The sequence below is a fragment of the Niastella caeni genome (assembly GCF_004834005.1).
Classification (GTDB): Bacteria; Bacteroidota; Bacteroidia; order Chitinophagales; family Chitinophagaceae; genus Niastella; species Niastella caeni.
The window spans coordinates 326,612-345,966 of record NZ_STFF01000002.1; the positions used below are offsets into that span (position 1 = coordinate 326,612).

Consider the following 19,355-nt stretch of genomic DNA (forward strand, 5'->3'; position numbering starts at 1 on the left):
CTTTATGACGGTACAGCACATTATTAGAAGAATACTGGTATTGTTTTTCCTGCTTTGCCTGCCGGCAACTGTATTGCTGGCAGCCAGTGAATCGTATATTCAAACATTGACCGGTAAAATAAAGCAGGGCGATTCCTGCGTGGTGATAGATGATAAGTTCCTGCATCTGTCGCTCAGCGACTGGAATAATATACAACATCTGTCTGTTGACAATATCATTTCTTTTGAACTGCGATCTGACACGTCAATATTTTTTTATAACAAATCATTTACCTGTACTTTAAATGTATCGGTTAAGTATTTCACCAGTCGTGATCAAACAGTGCCGGAAGAGATCAATAATGTGAACCTGGTAGTGAAGTACGATACCGCCAAAGGTGCATTCTATCCGGCAGATGCGCATTACAAGTTTAAAAATGCATTTAAGGTTGTAGTCGTTGTAAATTCAATAACCTCACAGGAATGGGGGAGTGATATTCCGGCCCTTTTCAGGTTAAAGAACCAGATCCTGGTTGAACGGAAATATCCGTTTAATCCCAATGCTATTGGTCCGTTGCAGGCCGACCTGACATATTTCAACCTGCAAAGTAACGGAGTGAATGCCCTTTCTTTAATGGCTTCCGGCTTTTTTACGGGTACCGTTATCAATAATAACCAGTTGGTTGTTTCGTGGAATCCGCAGCATTTTGGCAATCCCGAGGAATATGACATTGAGTGGACCTTTATCGATAGGTTAAGTACAAACGGAGGAATTATATATTCAAGTTATGGTAATGGGGCCTCATTACCATATGCCAAAGCAACCGAATGGATGGTGAATGATAATACGCGGGTTACCCTATCATCATCTTCTTATACTATTAATTTGCCATACCCTGATGGATATGTGCTTGTGAGGGTTCGCGGCGTATCGTACCAGGCAAATACCAATTTGAGGCTTACGGGTTTATGGGATTATGATAACGGTTCAGGATCTGCAGTTTGTGTGCCGGTAACAGCGCATGAGCCGGGTATGAACTACCAATACACAGCAGCCTTTGCAGAAGAAGGAAAGCGAAAAGAAGTAATCAACTATTTTGATGCCACATTGCGGGAAAGGCAGGCTATTACGTTAAGTAATAGTGATTTGACCCTGGTTCCAAATAGCACTACAGACCGACAGGAAACGGCAATTGTACAGGAAACGATTTATGATAAAATGGGCCGCCCTGCGGTCAGTATATTGCCTGCGCCTACCAATAGCAAAAGCCTTAATTATTATACAGATTTCAATGTAAACAGTACCGGCAACGCCTTTAGTCATACAGACATTACTTTAAGCAGTAATTGTGTTGCTGAGGCAGGTCCTTTGAATGTCAGCAGCGGCGCCTCAAAGTATTATTCGCCGGGGAATCCGTTTAAGAGTGATAATGAATTTTATTTTACCAAATATGTTCCCGATGCCCAGCAATACCCTTATTCCCTGACCGAATATATGCCCGACAATACCGGGCGCATCCGCCGTCAGGGTGGGGTAGGAAATACTTTTCAGCCTATCAATGGGCATGCCACGCAATATTTTTATGGGAAGCCAGGTCAACGGGAACTGGACCGGTTATTTGGCGTGGAAGCAGGAGATTGCTCGCATTACCTGAAGAATATGATCATAGATGCCAATGGCCAGGCAAGCGTGAGCTATATAGATGCGAATGGCAGGACGGTTGCCACTGCGCTGGCTGGTGGGCCACCCAGTACATTGGATGCATTGCCTTCGGCTGCCGCCGGTGAACCAAGGGCCCGCATCAATGAGACCCTGATAAAACCTGCCGATTTTATCGCGAATGCGTCTGGATTGGTGATGACGGCTACCTCCACGTTTAATGCTGCGGTAGATCAGGTTACGTTTGATTTGCATTATTCGGTTAATCCGGCAGCATTAATTACTACACATGGGCAGGGACAATTTTGCAGTAATTGTTATTATGATGTGCTGATAGAAGTTCGTAATAATTGTGGTGAGATCGTTGCCACTGCAACCACCACCCCATTTGCAATAAATAATGTGGCCTGTAACGCCAATCCACAACCTGTAACCGGAACGCTGCCTGTGCCGATTGCCAGCCGTGGGTCATATAATGTTTCATATACCCTGCGATTGAGCCAGAATGCGGTAAACTACCATACAGATTATTATATAGCGAATAACAGCGATCTGAAAAAGCTGCAGGCCTTTTTTGAAGAGAAATTGAATGAGCTTGATCTTGCCGGCTGTTATACAACCTGCGAAGCCTGTAAAACCCTGGGTAGTACACCGGATGCGTTCCGTCAAAAAGTGCTCGACTTGCTGGGAACAGACAAATTCAGTGGCGTTCAGGCGAACAGTGCGGTTCAACAATGGATCACCAACACCTGGAATGAGTTAAAGGCGCATTGTAATAGTATTTCATGTAATGTTACTACCGCCTGTGATGATTATTTGGTACTAATGAAGCAGCAGGTTATACCCGGTGGCCAGTATGCTTTGATTACCGCTGTGGAGCAGAACGACGTTAATGTGTATAGTTACGTTGAAAGGACTATTAACGTATTGCGTTTCTATAACTGGAACGACGCCAGCAATACAGAGATCTATAATTTCAGTTATGTGGATGATAATGGGAATACGGTGTTTATCCGTGATCTGTCAGAGTCTGACTTCATCAGAGCTTATATAGACCATCCTGAATGGGCCGATATGTTTGTTAAAAAGCATATCGAGTATTGTAGTTACCTGTTCTGTAAAGACCAAAGTTTTTCACCCGCCAATAAGAACAATGAAGCCAGCTACAATTTTGACAGAACATTACGCGACCTGGTAACCACCGGCGACGAGGCGATAAGCAGGGGATATTATAACCGTTCCAATATGAATGCCCTGGCAGATGTTGATCCGTTCTTTAATGGCGGGCGTGGAAGCAGCCTGAAGGCTTCCATGGTCAACGATCTTGCTGACTTCTCTAATGTTATCGGCTTTATTATAAATGGTCAGTCAGGAAAGAATATTTTTGCATTTATCGATTGGGCCCTGTATTGCAAACCTTTAACAAATACGACGGATCCTAATGTGTTTTTTTCCACCTGGACTTCTTGTTCTGTAAATGCTTCCTGCCGCTCAACGACAATGGAATGGGAATTATACAGGAATTACTATCTCCAGTTAAAAAGCAAATACCTGAACCAGGTAAAAGCACAGGTTAGTGCGGGTTGTACCGATTGTTTTATCGGGAAAGATGCGCTGTTATCCACTGGCAACGCCGGTACATTGCTGACATGTGCACAGGGAGGCTCCCAGGTCCCTGTATGCCCGACAATGGCCGATTTCCATATAGAAACCGAGGATATCCCGGATGTAAATAATATGCCGTATGAACGTTTCTATAATGCAAAGCATAAATGGCTTGTATATAATAATGGTAATGTGCCAAGAAAAGTGAATGTGCACCTGGAGTGGTGGTATGATAATCTTGGGAACCAGGATTTCGGTGTGATAGATCTGGGTTGGGTGTCTTTAGAGGCAGGTACAGACCGGGTATATTTAGGAATGGAATATACAGAGTTTATTGATGACGGTGATCTTACGGAAGAAATGGACGAACATATAACATACACTCTTAGGGAAACTTTACTTGAATGCCCCAGCGTACCGAATGTTATCCCTTCATCTGTGTGCATGCAGCACCCCAATTATCTTTTATACCAGAATAAGAACCGTGTATTTAATGAATTCATTGATATATCGAGTTATCTCAACTGTTTAAATGCCAATCCAACACCAATACCTACCGATGAAGAGAACCTGAACCAATTCCGTGCGATTGCCCTGGCAGATTTGGAGAATCTTAAATTACGTTGGAGCGATCAACTGAAAGCAGTTCGTACAGAAGAAGCGGCTTTCAACAGTATAGGAGATGGAACCATCGATGACCTGGTGAACGCATTGGTGGAGGTAGCGAAAGTAAATATTCAAAGAGCAACGACACCAGAAACCATCCGGGTTGCCAGCGACTATTCAGGTTCCGCGCCTGCCGGAGTGTATAGCAACTTTAAAGCAGCATTTGTGGCTAAGGTTGGCGCTTCGCTGGTTCAACTGGGCTTTAGCCAGGACCTGTTGGAAAGACCTTATCCGTATAACAGAACGCCCGTTGATGTAAACCCCAATTCAGGCCAGATAAACAGTACTATCTGTACCAATCTTACGCAGCTTAAAAACCGGTACAATGCTTCTGGTTTTGCAGGCAGTTTTTATGCCTATCTGAAACAGGAACTGGAAGAGGATATGGTACTTACCAGTGCGCAATTACAGGATCTGGAAACCAGGTGCACTGCCGGTTGCCGGTATTTGAATGAACCGGTTTTGTTACCGGTAGCACTGGCCACACCTGCTCCCGCAAATACTGATCATCCATTTGTTAATTGTAGCAGGGTTAATACGCTGAAATCAAATTTTTTAAATGAATACCCGGGTATTGATCAAAGCACCAAGCTTTACCGGGTTCTGTTTACGAATTATTGTAATCACAATTTGGGGTATGCGCTTGGTTACAGTGATTATGTTGCTTTCTCTGAAAAATGTTCAATAAATAGTACGGCGGTACTGTATAACAAACCGGCTTCTCCGTCAGTTCCGTTTAACGATTTCATTTGCCAGGGAAATAGTATCATGACGGCGTTTGAACGGGCCGGACAGGAATATGACCGGTACATTACGCTGGAGCGTATAAGATTCAGGAACCAGTATATTTCAAAATGTTTAGGTAATAAAGCTTCAGCCACTATAGAAGGCGAGCAGTATGAATACCATTACACACTCTATTATTATGATCAAAGCGGCAACCTGGTAAAAACCATACCACCGGAAGGGGTGCGCTTTTTAACGGAAAGCCAGATAGACCAGGTGCAAACGCTGCGGCAATTAAATATTTCGTCATGCGAAGACGATGGTATTACTAAAGTAGAAGATAAAACTGCAGCATTGAATACCGTTAGTTCCGTATTGCAGAGCAATGCCGCAAAGTCTATTGAATTATGGTTGAATAATATCGATGCTGCAAATGGCAGCCAGGTACGGTTTATAACACCCGACCATAAGTACATGTACCAGGCGGCTATTGCCAACCAAAAACTGTGGGTAGAATTATACTCGTTACAACCAGGTACCTCTGGCGATATAGCAATAACCCTTAGTAACCAGATGGTGGCCGACATCGGCTCACTTTCTATCCAGAAATGGTCGCATGTGGTTGTTCAATCAAACAGCGTTACGGCTGATACCTGGGATGTATATTTAAACGGCGCCAAACTTACATTGCTTCCTCCTGGCAATATATCCGGATATCCATTTGACTGGTCAATTATAGCAGGATATACATTGCCGGCCGAAGTGATTGAACCGGTAAAACATGTAAGATTATACAACCGGTTGTTGTCTGGTGCAGAAGTGCAGGAGAATTATGCCAATCCTTGTTTTTCAATTGCAGAGACGTTAAAGGGAACCAATTCACCGTTATTGATATGGGGCAGGTTTAATATTTCTTCATTATGTAATCCGGTATCAGAAACAGTACTTGTGGCGAACCAGGGCGCCTTACAGGTAAATGCCAATCTGAACCAGGAAACGAAAGGGCTGCCGAACGTTACCAACAATTTTACGGTTGAGTTTTGGGTAAAACCAGAGCAAACGCATGAAATTGATGCGCAATCCCAATCTGGAACTGCAGGTACAAGCGGACAGCAATACCTGATCTATCCTGATGATGGTGGCGCCGCCAGTACCAACCGGGCCGGAATGGGGATTTCAGTAGGTACCAATGGCGTTAGTGTGTATGAGTTAGCAACCGCGTACATGCCGTCGTTGCTGGTTTGGCAGGGAGATATGACAGGTGGAAAGCATGTGGCCGTGGTGTATACCAATAACACGCCTTCGCTGTATATTAATGGGCAGTTGGTAAAAACCGGACTTACATCGACCAAGCAGTATGTGAACCCAAGCTATAATTTCGGTGGCGGCACGTATGGGTTTATGCCCGGTTTAATAGATGAAGTTCGCATCTGGAATGTGGCGCGCACCGCACAGCAAATAAGCGCCAATTATCAGCAGGGAATTACACCTTCAGCAGTAACAGGTCTTGTTGGTTATTGGCCCATGGACCCTGAAAACGGGGCTGTTGTAGCTGATGTAAGCTGTAATCATAACAATGTAGCATTGCCCGGTTCAGGTTACAATTGGGTGAACGCGGGAAGTAATATTTATAATACGGTAAACAGGGATGCGCTGAATAACTTTATTGTTCCGTTCCATGGGTTGCCTACTACCTATGCATACAATAGTTTGAACCAGGTGATAAAACAAACGTCACCGGATGGTGGTGTCAGTCGCTTCTGGTACGATCGGTTAGGGAAACTTACTGTATCACAGAATGCAGAGCAATTGCAACCATTGACGCCTGGAGAACCAGCTAATCGATACAGTTATACTAAATACGATGCATTTGACCGGATAGTTGAAGTGGGTGAAAAAGTAAATGCCGGTTCATCCATGACAGAGGTTTTAGCCCGTGATAATGCCGGTTTGCAAACCTGGATGCAGAGCGGCCAGAACAGCCAGATAACGCAAACTATTTATGACGAAGCGCCATCGTATGCCCCCGGATTACTAACGAATTTGCGCAAACGGGTGGCGGCCAGTATAGTGCTGGAAGGTGCTGTTGGGTCACAACGAACAGCAGCTACCTATTATTCTTATGACATAAGCGGTAATACTAAAACACTGTATCAGGAAAATCAGAAAATATCATTGTTTGATGCGGCGACCGGTATCAAAAGGATCGATTATGATTATGACCTGGTAAGTGGTAAAGTGAACAAAGTGAAGTACCAGGAAGGGAAAGGTGATCAGTTCTATTATAGGTATAGATACGATGCCGATAATAGGGTGATTGAAGCCGGTACCAGCCGTGATGGATTGATCTGGAATACAGAAGCAACCTATCGTTATTACCTGCATGGTCCCCTGGCCAGAACGGAGTTGGGGCATAACAAAGTGCAGGGATTGGATTATGCTTATAACTTGCAGGGATGGCTCAAGGGAATTAACAGCCAGCAACTCGATGCCGGTAAAGATATGAGTGGCGATGGATTGGCGGGTTCTAATTTCCCACTGGTTGCCCGGGATGTGATGAGCTTTAGCCTGGGATATTTTAACGGCGATTACCAGCCGATAGGGGGTGGTAGTGCTTATAGTATGAATTATAATTACCAGGACCCCAATGCAACAAGTGGTAAAGAGTTGTTCAATGGTAATATTAGCCATACTACGCTGGCTATTAATATGCTGAACAATGGAGCTTTAAAAGGCTATACTTATCGCTACGACCAGTTAAACAGGTTAAAGCAAATGCGCATGCATGACCTGGCAGGTGGCGGTACCACCTGGAACAGCAACAGCATCCTGCCGGCTTACCAGGAAAATATTACCTACGATGGAAATGGAAATATAGAGACCTATAATAGGAATGGAAATATTGCCGGAAACTATTTAATGGATGACCTGAAGTATCACTATAACCTCGACGGTGCAGGGCAAAAGGTGAACAATAAGTTGCGGCATATTCAGGATAATGTTCCGTCAAATGTGTACACTACAGATATAGACGGCCAAACGGCGGATTATTACCAATATGACAATATTGGAAATTTGAAGAATGAAGGGGGAACGTCAATAAGCTGGACATTATATGGTAAAATAAAGCAGGTGACAAAAACAGGTCAAACAATCAGGTATGCTTATGATGCGGCCGGTAACCGGATCGTTAAATCGGTGGAAAGCCCGGGCGTTAGTACGCAGCATACCTTTTATGTGCGAGATGCCCAGGGTACTGTATTAGGTGTATACACCCGGTATGTACCGGGTTCGGGAACGGATAATAATAAGATGAAATGGTCAGAGCAACATCTTTATGGCAGCAGCAGGCTGGGCATATGGCGCCCGAATATAGATGTTACCAGTACCTGGATCGCCCCTGGCGCCGGCAATGGACAGTTCAACATTGGTGAACGGGAGTACGAATTGAGCAATCATTTAGGCAACATATTGGCCACTATCAGCGATAATAAAACCGGTATAGATGTAGGCACTAACGGAACTATTGATTATTACGAAGCGAATGTTCTAACGGCAAGCGATTACTATCCTTTTGGCATGCAAATGCCGGGTCGTATCTTTAATGGCGGAAATTACCGGTATGGGTTTAATGGTAAGGAGAATGATAATGAGGTGAAGGGGGAGGGTAACCAGCAGGATTATGGGATGAGGATTTATGATCCGAGAATTGGAAAGTTTTTGAGTGTGGATCCTATTACGGCTGAATATCCTGAATTAACACCATATCAATTTGCCAGTAATACTCCTATACAGGCTATTGACTTAGATGGATTAGAAATGTGGGCCGTTAATACAAGGACTGGTGAAAGATTAAGCGGCCCTATAAATACTGGTAATCTGAGGGCTAAAGATGGATGGATAACTGGTTCATATCCTACGCATCCTACTGCTCCAGCGACATCTTCTGCAAAAGTGATACTAAAGCCTGTTCATTCTGAAGCTCCACCGGTAGCAGTTCAGCAGGCAAAAGTACGGGCAGATAAAGTAATGAAACCAGTACAGCCTGAAGAGGAAATAGTTGCACCAGATTTATTTGGCAATGGCCATATTGGTAAAAAGTCAGATGTAATAAGGGCTATGGCAAAAGTTAGAAGTGATTATTATACGCCCATAGGAGAAGCCATAGCGAATGGGCCAATTGCTGCTGCGATGTATAAACTTCAGGGGGATATAGGTGCTATTAGAGGTTCTGTTTTAGATCAAATGGTATTCTCTCTGGGAGGATTTCCTGGAAATTCCGGATTTTCGACTAAGGGAGGAAGGTTAAGTTTACCTAAATTTGTACCTGGAACAGAGGCGGTTACTCAGCCTAAAGAGTATAGTTACCGTGGTTTGAATAGCCTCAACGCTAAAACATTGTTTGATGGAGAAGGGGTTTTTGGTAAAAATCCAAACGGTACCTGGAGCTTAGAGCAACATCTAATTCTAGGTTCAGGTAAGAATGCTTATTTACATGACCACTGGGTTTCGACATCATTAACATATGATATTGCGAAGTCTTTCTCAACTGGCAATGGTATAATAAGAATTGATCTGTCAAAAATTCCGGCATCCTCAATTCAGAGAGGTTGGATGGTTTTACCTAGATTTTCCAGAGGTTATCATTATTCAGTTTGGCAGCAGGAAGTATCTATTTCGCCCAAAGTTCCGGTAGAGGCAATTAGTATAATGTATCCAACAAGTCAGTAGATGAAAGAAATAAAATTTTATAAAGTAAACGATCCATTTGGATTTTTTTCTAACTTTTCGGCTCATCCAATCTATTTAGATAGTGAAAGGTGGAATACTGTTGAGCATTATTTTCAGGCAAATAAATTTGAAAGTATAGAAATTAGGGAAAGGATCAAATCAATTGGATCTCCAATGCAGGCTGCTATTGAAGGCAGGGATTCTAAAAACATTATAAGAAGCGATTGGGACGCTATCAAAGAGCAGGTAATGTATAATGCATTACGCTGTAAGTTCCTGCAACACCCAAAGTTATTAAAGGAGCTTTTGTTGACTGAGGACAGTTTAATTATTGAGCATACAGAAAATGATAATTATTGGGGCGACGGCGGTGATGGAACCGGAAAGAACAGGCTTGGCGTTTTATTGATGAATGTTAGAAGTGAAATTCGGAAACATATAGATGATCCATCAATGATTTTACCACCGTGGATAGCTTTTCCAACCATCGATCAACTTGATATGTTTTGGCGGATGGGTTTAGGAGAAGATTACTTTATGCAATGGGTTCAGTATTTACTAAGTACTGATCAAAAAAAATATAGAGAAAAATTTCCAGAACCCCAGGAGTGGGAGGGGGTATACGATGAATAGTTTAAATTTTCAAACGGTCATATTCTAAATTTAACTCTCTTACGATTTTGTACAGGATTGTTTTTGCTTAACTGGCTTTTCCCAATTTCATGGCTGCAGTGCAACGTCTATGATCTTTACATAAAACTTCATTAGGCGTTAATCCATGCAATACATGATGCGGCCGGATATTGTAATCATTGACGGATTGTTCAACGTATTTAGCCAAAGCGTCATAATCGGCTATATAGTGATGGTACAAAAAACGATACTTTAATTGTTTGTTAGCCGCTTCAATCATGGAATTTGAAAACTCAATATCACTTTGCGCAATCAGGTGTTGTATTGTTAGGTGGTGACTTTTGCAATAATGAACTTACAGGGCCATAATTTTCTGAACCGTCGTTGCTAATGAGTTGACAACTATTTATACCTGCCGGATGTAAATATTTTTCATGCACATTTTTCAAGAGCAATCCTACAATGGGTGGTGCGAACTTTTTGTAAAGCACAAACAACTTTTGAAATTCTGAATTATGCTTGCCTGGGACCGTTTAGTTTTAATTGGCTGACGTATTTGTAAAAAGTACTGATATTAAAAAAGGCGGCCCGCAACTTCTTTTTTAAGTAACTGAGCCGGATGTTTAACGATAACAGGTTTAATGGCGATAAATTGCAACGGGCAGTTTTTTTAAGTTTCAGGTAAGCAGCATAAGGTAATTGTAGTTACCGAACCATTCATGAAGCTGGCGATCACAAAAAAAGTATTACAATGTGTGAACCTTAATGCTTCCTCATTACCTCCTCTTTGGGTCCTCTTTGCTTCCTCGGATTCCGAGGACCCAAAGAGGAGAATCCGAGGACATGTCCTCGAAATCTGAGGACAGCCTGAGGTGAAACCGAGGTCCCACACTAGGAGAATCGAGGTTATTTCGAGGAGGCAATGAGGACAAACCGATGAAAGTGTGTCAAACGTCCCCTGATTTTGATTGTTCGTCACACCATAATCCGAATACCATCCCAAAAAAGGAAGCGCTTCCGAGGAGAAACTACCAAACATCCCATCACTTTCCGAAGCCCGTCACACCAAGGGCAAAACACCATCACATTTTTGAAAAATAAGCGTGCTGGTTGGTATACATTTGGGCAATCAATCACGGCTGACAGTGTTTTCGATCAAGGCTATCGGATATTCAAAAATAGAGTAAAGCTCTTTGACATTATGGTGTTGAGTAGGATTACCGAACGTACAAGAGTGCGAGGCAACAGTAGCAAAATAGTAATGCAAAAGTTGAGGACTAAATAATTTTTCCCCTTTAGTGGCTATCACCAATACGGTGTATGACCTGCCGTATACCGGCTTTGAAGGTTTAGCGGATCAACGGTTGGTGATAAGCCAAAAAAACCTGCGTGCAGCCTGTGTATGCTGAAGTACCATACCTATAACTTAGCATGCAAGAGCTATTGTTTAAATGACGGCCTGCCTTGCTCGTAAAACATAATAGTTCTTTCGCTGTACAGTCTGGAGGCTGTAACAGGCTAAACGTAATTGCAGCCGAACAAGTCTCATCGCAATTCAGACATTGATCATTGCAATCCGGACAATAACCCTCGCAATTCAATTTACGCGTTGCAGTAATCAACATAGAGGTGATGCCGCCCGGGTTATACCCGTTACTGCATTACTGGTCTTTGGGCAGCTTCAGCAAACACCACCCGTTTGGATAATCATTTAAAATCATTATTTGTTGAAAATCAATGCATTTATGTACGGGGAAGCAAAAAAATTACACCTGATCGAAGAAATTCTCAAAATTGAGAATGAGGCTGTACTTGAGGAAGTGAATAACGTAATAAGCAAAAGTAAACTGCATGCGGTAGAACCTAAAAGCTTTAAAAAGTTTTCTGGTATATGGTCATCAACAGAAGCTGATGAAATGAAACGTATAATTGAAGAAAGTTTTGAACAAATAAATCCCGATGACTGGAAATAAAGTACTCCTGGATACAAGCATTGTGATTGAATTGTTTAAAGGTGATCAGGAAGTTTTGAACTTTCTGGATAAGCAACAAATCGTCAAGCGTTCTTACTACAATGTACAGTTTTGAGTGCTGATCAAGGTACTGCGGAGGCAGGTGCCAAAGTAAAAGCCGCTTTGCTCAAAAAGGGAAAACCGATTCCAAAAAATGATATTTGGATAGCAGCCACTGCTCTTCAGTATGATCTGCCTATATATACCAATGATAAACATTTCTCCGAAGTGGAAAACATTTCTTTAGTGTAACGCAGGATTGAAATGACCCGAACTCCCGTCGCAACGAAATAATTTCATTTGATAGTTCATCACAAATAGGGGCCAACCCGAAAGGCCAGCCCCATTCAAATATTATTATTTCGAAAATCTGAAAAGTTATTTCCGGCAACGGGCTTTTTTCTTTGTCTTTGAATTTGCCAGCTCTTCTTTCAGTTTATTATTTTCTTCCATCATTACGGCCATTTTCTCCTCCAACTGCTTCAACCTTTCATTTTGTTCCTGCTGTTTTTTATTCTGTTCTATTGCATACAAAGTAAGTTCTTCTACTTTTTTCAACAATATAACGTGGTGTTCCCGAAGGTTTATACCGTCTTTTTTAACTTCAGCTTCCGATGGTACCTCAGGCAGGTGATGATTTTGCTTAATGTAGGTTTCCACTTGCTGCAAGGTAGGTAACTGATAGGTAGAGTCAAACACATAATCAGGATAGCCATATCCGCCCGACGTAATAAAATTGTTTCCCCAAACAGTCCCATTCACATGAAGTTTGTAAGCGGGATTATCCGTTCCAATACCCACATTGCCATTCGCGTGCAAAGTAGCTAGTAAATTATATCCGGCCGCTAAATAGAGACCTCCACTTGCCACGATAAGTCCGTTTGATTGATTTTGAAAGTGCAGTACACCAAGGTTTCTTTTATCAACGGGGACGTTTGGGTATAAGTAGCCCTGGCCTAAACCACTACCATAATGAAAAAGGAGCGTTCCCGCCCAGGTGGGGCTGTTGCCATTATTAAAAAAGTCCGAGGCTACTGCTCCACTAGAGGAAATTGCAGCAGGAACCTCTCCAACTACTGCCAGGGAATTTAGTAATTGGGTATGGGTATTGGCCATATTGCTTGAAACCCCTACCCGCAAACTTGCTGCACCATTATTGGGCAGTTCCAGTTTTGCACTGGGGTTTGTTACACCAATTCCTACATTCCCATCCCTGCTTATAACAAACTTTTCTGCCCAGGTAGTTGTAACAGGATAATCATTGGCTATATGAAATGCATGATTGCCGGTTCCCAGGGCCCAGCGGGCTGTGGGAATATCATTTACTATTAAATGATAACCTCCGCCTGCATTCCCGGCTGTTACAATACCATTTACATCCAACTTAGTAGCAGGCGTTTGGGTTCCAATACCTACATTCCCTGTGTTTTTTACGTATACCTGTGCCATTGCACCTGTTTGAAGAACAATAACCCCAAAAATGGCGGTTAAGCTTGTTTTGAACATAGTTGTAGTTTAAATAGTTAGTGATATTATTTTTAATTGTTGTCCAATACGATCGATCTGACAATTGCTTTTGGGAATAGCACATTTCGTGAGAAGTGAATTGCAGAAAAGCGGGATCATGTGCAGGTCAGATGGTTTTGGTTGATTTTGGCCCTGTAATGTAAATAAGGATGAGTGGTCCTGAAAATAAATTTGATAAACGTGCAATTAAAACTAATAGGCGCGTCGATTTTAGCAATAAGTGTGCAAGGAGGGGAGGAATATTTCAACTGTGTTTTAGACATTTTATTGGTCCTGGCTAAAAAACATTCGGCAAATTTTGCACATATTATTTTTTTGGCTGAAATTGGTTGTAATATAAAACCAGGACTTGCCATTTGACTGATCCCAACCATATCAGATCGCTGCAGGAGCGTATTGCTTTGTATGAAGATATGCAGGCCTATCACGCCTTGTATAACATTTTCTTCAATAATCTCCATCGTTTTTGCTTTTCCTTTGTAAAGTCTTCAGAAGTTGCAGAAGAAATTGTTTCTGACGTGTTTATCAAATTATGGCAGATAAGGAACAAACTCCCTGAAATTGTGAACCTGAAAGTTTATCTGTACCAGATCGCGAAGAACTTTTGTCTTAACTATATCACCCGCCATTTTAAAAATCCCGTTGTCAGTCTCGACGAAATGGACCTTGAAACAGTTATCAGCCTCGATAATCCCGAAGAACTGTGCATTTCTGCCGATATCATCAACACCATCCGGCAATCCATCAGGCAATTACCACCGCAGTGCCGCCTTATTTTCCAAATGGTGAAAGAAGATGGCATGCGCTATAAAGAAGTTGCTGATATTCTGAATATTTCAGTGATCACCGTTCGCAACCAGGTAGCTATTGCTACGCGGAAGATTGCTGAATCATTGCCAGTTTCCATTAGTTTACAATACCACATTAGAAATACGAAGTGAGATGCCGATTTCTGATTTTGAGATTTAGGGATTTTGCGATTTCCCTGGATTTGAACCTTTCGAAAAACTCGAAATCCCGAAATCCCCAAATCCCGCAATCCCAAAATCTTACTTCGCCTCCATTAGTCACAAATTTTTTTTTTCTCCCCTTTGGTACATAACCATCCATTCCCTTGTCTTAGTAATCACAGCCTATGATCATGAACGAAGAAAGAGTCTGGTATTTATTAAGTGTACAGCTTACAGGCGAGGCCACTGCCGAAGAACTGGAAGAACTGAACACCCTGCTGAAGCAAGACCCCTCGTTGGAATTGCGTGCAGAGATCATGCGTAATATCTGGACCAGCAGGCAGCATCGCGAGGCGGGGGCCGCCAATGAGGTTCGTTTTGATAAACACCTGCAACGGCTTAGCAATCACCTGGCTCAGCCTGCTTTGCAGTTTGATAAAGAAGGAATTGATAACCGTTCAGTTGAGATGGAACCGGTACCCCATCGCAATCGTTTACGATGGTTATGGCTGGCTACCGGGGTAGCGGCATCGGTGCTGATCTTCTTTTTTGTTTTTTCACCTTCAAAAAAGAAAACGGATGATCCTGTTGCCAGTAACACCATCAGTACCCGCCCTGGTTCAAAATCAAAAGTGGAGTTGCCCGATGGTACCCAGGTGTGGCTGAATTCGGATAGTAAATTAACCTATGGCCAGAACTTTTTAGGTAATACCCGTGAAGTAACCCTTACCGGTGAAGCCTATTTTGATGTAGCGCATGCTACCTCCGCTGAAACCGGCCAAAGAATTCCTTTTATCATTCATACCAGCTCTATTGATATAAAAGTATTGGGCACCGCGTTTAATGTTCGTTCTTATCCCGGCGAAAAAACAACGGAAACCGCGCTGATACGGGGTTCTGTAGAAGTGATCCTTCACAATAACCCTGATAAAAAAATAGTGCTGAAACCTGATGAAAAGCTGATCGTTAAAAATGACAATGCTACTGTTGTAAATAATAACCTAACATCAGGCGACAGTATCGCCGGTAATACAGATAATGAGCCCATGATGACGTTGAGTAAAATACGGCCTTATAAAAAAGATACCACTGCCCATTATGAAACCATGTGGGTTAAAAATAAACTGGCTTTTGAGAACGAATCTTTCGATCGCATGCTACCGGAAATTGAACGGTGGTATAATGTAACCATCCTATTAAAGAATGAATCGCTGAAAGACCTGCATTTTACCGGTGTTTTTGAGAATAAATCACTGGCTGACGTCATGGAAGCGCTCAGCTTATCGCGCGGCTTCCGGTACGACATTAAAGGCGCACAGGTCACCATTTGGTAAAGTACTTGTACTATATATACGATGTATTAACGATTGAGTAACCAAAACGATTTGCAATGAAAAGAGTAACCTGACTACGTAAAACAAAAACGGAGAATGTTGACGCATCCCCCGTTTGAAGTTAAATTCTGACAACCTTCTTGCTTAGAGAAATTCTCATCCTTTAACTATTCAAAACTAAGTTATGAAAAAAAATGGATGTAGGGCATTCTCATGTCCTGCCCCTATTATCAAATGCTTGCTGCTGATGAAATTGACTGTTCTGCTTATATGCTTTTTTTCGCTTCAGTCTATAGCGCATGTTGGATTTGCCCAGGAAAAAGTTACTCTTAAACTGGCAAATGGCTCCCTGCGCACAGCATTCAAGATCATTGAGCGCCAAACCTATTTTCGGTTTGTATACAATGAAGAGATCTTACCGGCCGAACAAAAGATCAATATAAACGTGCAGGCTGAACCGGTTGGTAATGTATTGAAACAACTGCTGAACAAAACCTCTCTTACTTATAAAATAGTTGGCAACGACCTCATCGTTATTTCAACGGAACAAAAAGAGGCGGCGGAAGAACGTACCCCGCTGTCTTTTGAAATAACAGGCCGTGTTACAGATACCCGCAATACGGCCCTGCCAAATGTAACCGTGCAGGAAAAAGGCACCAGCAATGGTACTTCTACAAAGGAGCATGGGAACTACTCATTAAATGTTACCAGTGAGAACGCCGTACTGATCGTTAGTTCGGTGGGTTTCCTCGATCAGGAGATCCCGGTGAAAGGCCGCCATACAATCGATATTGTGCTGCAGGAGAACGTCGCCGATCTGAACCAGGTAGTGGTAATAGGCTATGGTACGCAAAAGAAATCAGATGTTACCGGTTCGGTAGTATCTGTTCCCAAAGCGCGTTTGAGTGAACTGCCCGTTACCAATATATACCAGGCGATGCAAGGCTCGGTAGCTGGTTTAAATGTTACCCAAAACTCATCGGTGCCCGGTAGCGGCGCTACCGTTACTGTACGCGGTATTAATTCTATCAATGCCAACAGAACACCTTTCATTGTAGTGGACGGTATTCCGTTCAGCACTACTGGTGGTAACATCAACGACATCAACTCAAATGACATTGCTTCTATTGAAGTATTGAAAGACGCCTCTGCGGTAGCCATTTATGGTACCCGCGGCGCCAATGGCGTAATTCTCATCACTACCAAAAGAGGGATGTCGGGCAAACCGCTTATCCGGTACAGTGGTTACACCGGTTTGGAAAACATAGCGCATGTGATGAAGCCCAGCAGCCCCGAACAATATGTTCAGAAATATGCCGACTGGTGGAAGCAGGTGAACCCCACGCAAACACAAACGAACATCCTGCCCAATGCATATGAGATTGCCAATTACAATAATGGAAAAACAGTTGACTGGATAAAAGAAGTTACCCAACAGGGCATCATCCAGGACCATAATATAAGTATATCTGGCGGAACGAAAGATGTGAAATATTATTTGTCGGGCGAATACCTGAATCAAAAAGGCGTGGTGAAGGGCTATCAATACCGTCGGCTGAGCATCCGGTCGAACCTCGATGTAAACCTTACCGACTTCCTCACCGTTGGTACTTCATTATTCTTTGTGAATAATAATTACGATGGCGGAAGGGTTAACTTTTACCTGGGTGCTATTATGAGTCCGTATGGAACACTGCGTAAAGCCACTGGCGACTATGAGATCTATCCCATGAACCCCGAATTGTTATATGTAAATCCATTGCTGGGTTTGTATAACGATCGTATAAGCCGCGGCAATAACCTGAACAGTAATTTTTATCTTGAATTAAAACCTGCCTTTTTAAAGGGCCTGAAATACCGCGCGAATGCCGCCTGGTCGTACCTTCCCGGCAGAACCGCCAATTACGTTGGCCGGAAGGCAAATGACCTGTTGGGAACAGCAACGGTGGGCAGCACCGAGAACAAGAACTGGATCTTTGAAAATATTCTCACCTATACCAAAGACTGGCAAAAGCATCATTTTGACTTTACCGGTTTGTACAGTGCGCAACAGAACGATTATTTTACAACCTCTACAACGGGCGTAGGTTTCGTAAACGATGAGTTGTCTTATAAGAATTTAAGTGCTGCCGCTACATTGACCGCAAGTTCTAACCAGAACAGAAGTACCCTGATCTCACAAATGGGCCGGTTGAACTATAATTACGACAGTCGCTACCTGTTAACCGTTACTGCCCGTCGCGATGGCTATTCCGCTTTTGGCGCCAATACCGACAAATACGGACTGTTCCCCTCATTTGCGTTAGGTTGGAACATCAGCAACGAAAATTTCATGAGCCCTGTTTCGTTCGTGAACAATTTGAAGTTGCGTATGTCTTACGGTAAATCTGGTAACCAGGCCATCGATCCCAATGGGACCGCATCTACCAATGCCTCTGTTCGCTTCCCTTATAATGGCGTAAGCACCATTGGCGTAATAAGCACCAGTACCATGGGTAATAAAGACCTGCATTGGGAATCAACAACCGGTTTCAATGCCGGCATCGACTTCTCGGTGTTGAACAGCCGCATTAGCGGTACCATTGAAGTGTACAGCACCCGCACAACCGACATTTTACTGAGACGCAACCTGCCCGCGGCAACCGGTTACCAGATCGTTTGGGATAACCTGGGTAAATTATCAAACAATGGATTGGAAATAACGCTGAACACGGTTAACGTAAAAGCCGGTGACTTTAAATGGGAGTCTATGCTGAACTTCTCCAGGAACAGGAACAAGATCGTTGACCTGTATGGTGATAAGAAAGACGACCTTGGCAACCGGTGGTTTATAGGCCAGCCATTATTTGTAGTGTATGATTACGTACTGCAGGGCGTTTGGCAAACCGGTGAAGATGCATCGAGCCAGGACCCCGGTGTTAAGCCCGGCGATTTGAAATTTGAAGATCGAAATGGCAGCAAAACCATTACGGCTGATGACAGAACCGTATTGGGCTCTACGCTGCCTAAATGGATCGGTGGCCTCACCAATACCTTCCATTATAAGAACTGGCACCTGAACATTTTCATTCAAACCTTCCAGGGCGCATTGAAGAACAATCCTAATTTAACCTTTGCCGATGAAGCGGGTCGCATGAACACCGCTGCGGAAATTGGTTACTGGACGGAAACCAACAAAAGCAATACACGGCCTTCATTGCGATATACCAACACCCGCGGTTATGGATATGCTTCAGACAATAGCTATACAAGAATTAAAGACGCAACCTTAAGTTACACAACGCCGCAACGCTTATTAAATAAAACAGGACTGGGTAGCCTGACCTTTTATGTAAGTGGTCGTAACCTGTATACATTCACCAATTGGGTAGGCTGGGACCCTGAAAATGACTTCACTTTCAGAGGCAGTAACGGCTGGGATAATAACTACCCGCTTGTTAGATCATTCATTTTTGGTGTTAATGTAGGACTTCGTTAATTGATCAACTTAAACATTATTACAAATGAAATGAGCCGTAAAAATTTTCGAGCA

The 19,355-nt window shown here is 42.9% G+C and carries 7 protein-coding genes and 1 pseudogene; 7 read left to right on the forward strand and 1 reads right to left on the reverse strand.

The genetic code is table 11. The features are described 5' to 3' along the window. Positions 1 to 4: 4 nt before the first annotated feature. From FAM09_RS09175 to FAM09_RS31005, 4 genes and pseudogenes are all read left to right on the forward strand, one after another. Positions 5 to 9,367, forward strand: coding sequence for a LamG-like jellyroll fold domain-containing protein (locus tag FAM09_RS09175; RefSeq protein ID WP_166437076.1), 9,363 nt, complete (start codon positions 5 to 7; stop codon positions 9,365 to 9,367). Further along, a complete protein-coding gene (locus FAM09_RS09180) occupies positions 9,368 to 10,000 on the forward strand; it encodes an NADAR family protein (protein ID WP_136576801.1) in 633 nt (210 codons plus the stop codon). It abuts the gene before it with no gap. 1,727 nt (positions 10,001 to 11,727) lie between these two features. Beyond that, entirely contained in the window at positions 11,728 to 11,973 is a 246-nt protein-coding gene (locus tag FAM09_RS09190) for a hypothetical protein (protein ID WP_208025518.1), read from the forward strand. Between the two features lie 102 nt (positions 11,974 to 12,075). Next, positions 12,076 to 12,264 (forward strand): annotated as a pseudogene (locus tag FAM09_RS31005) (PIN domain-containing protein); the annotation flags it as partial. Between the two features lie 126 nt (positions 12,265 to 12,390). Here FAM09_RS31005 and FAM09_RS09200 read toward each other — a convergent pair. Continuing rightward, positions 12,391 to 13,518 (reverse strand): cell division protein ZapB, encoded by a 1,128-nt coding sequence (locus tag FAM09_RS09200; protein WP_136576803.1) that lies wholly within the window; start codon positions 13,516 to 13,518, stop codon positions 12,391 to 12,393. 377 nt (positions 13,519 to 13,895) lie between these two features. Here FAM09_RS09200 and FAM09_RS09205 point away from each other — a divergent pair, with 377 nt between their 5' ends. The 3 genes from FAM09_RS09205 to FAM09_RS09215 all read left to right on the forward strand — a co-directional run bounded on the left by FAM09_RS09205 (position 13,896) and on the right by FAM09_RS09215 (position 19,301). After that, positions 13,896 to 14,480, forward strand: a complete 585-nt coding sequence (locus FAM09_RS09205) for an RNA polymerase sigma-70 factor (RefSeq protein ID WP_136576804.1) — start codon at positions 13,896 to 13,898, stop codon at positions 14,478 to 14,480. A gap of 194 nt (positions 14,481 to 14,674) precedes the next feature. After that, complete coding sequence (locus FAM09_RS09210) at positions 14,675 to 15,823, forward strand: FecR family protein (protein ID WP_136576805.1); 1,149 nt, start codon at positions 14,675 to 14,677, stop codon at positions 15,821 to 15,823. A gap of 247 nt (positions 15,824 to 16,070) precedes the next feature. After that, complete coding sequence (locus FAM09_RS09215; protein ID WP_243751635.1) at positions 16,071 to 19,301, forward strand: TonB-dependent receptor; 3,231 nt, start codon at positions 16,071 to 16,073, stop codon at positions 19,299 to 19,301. Positions 19,302 to 19,355: the final 54 nt, after the last annotated feature.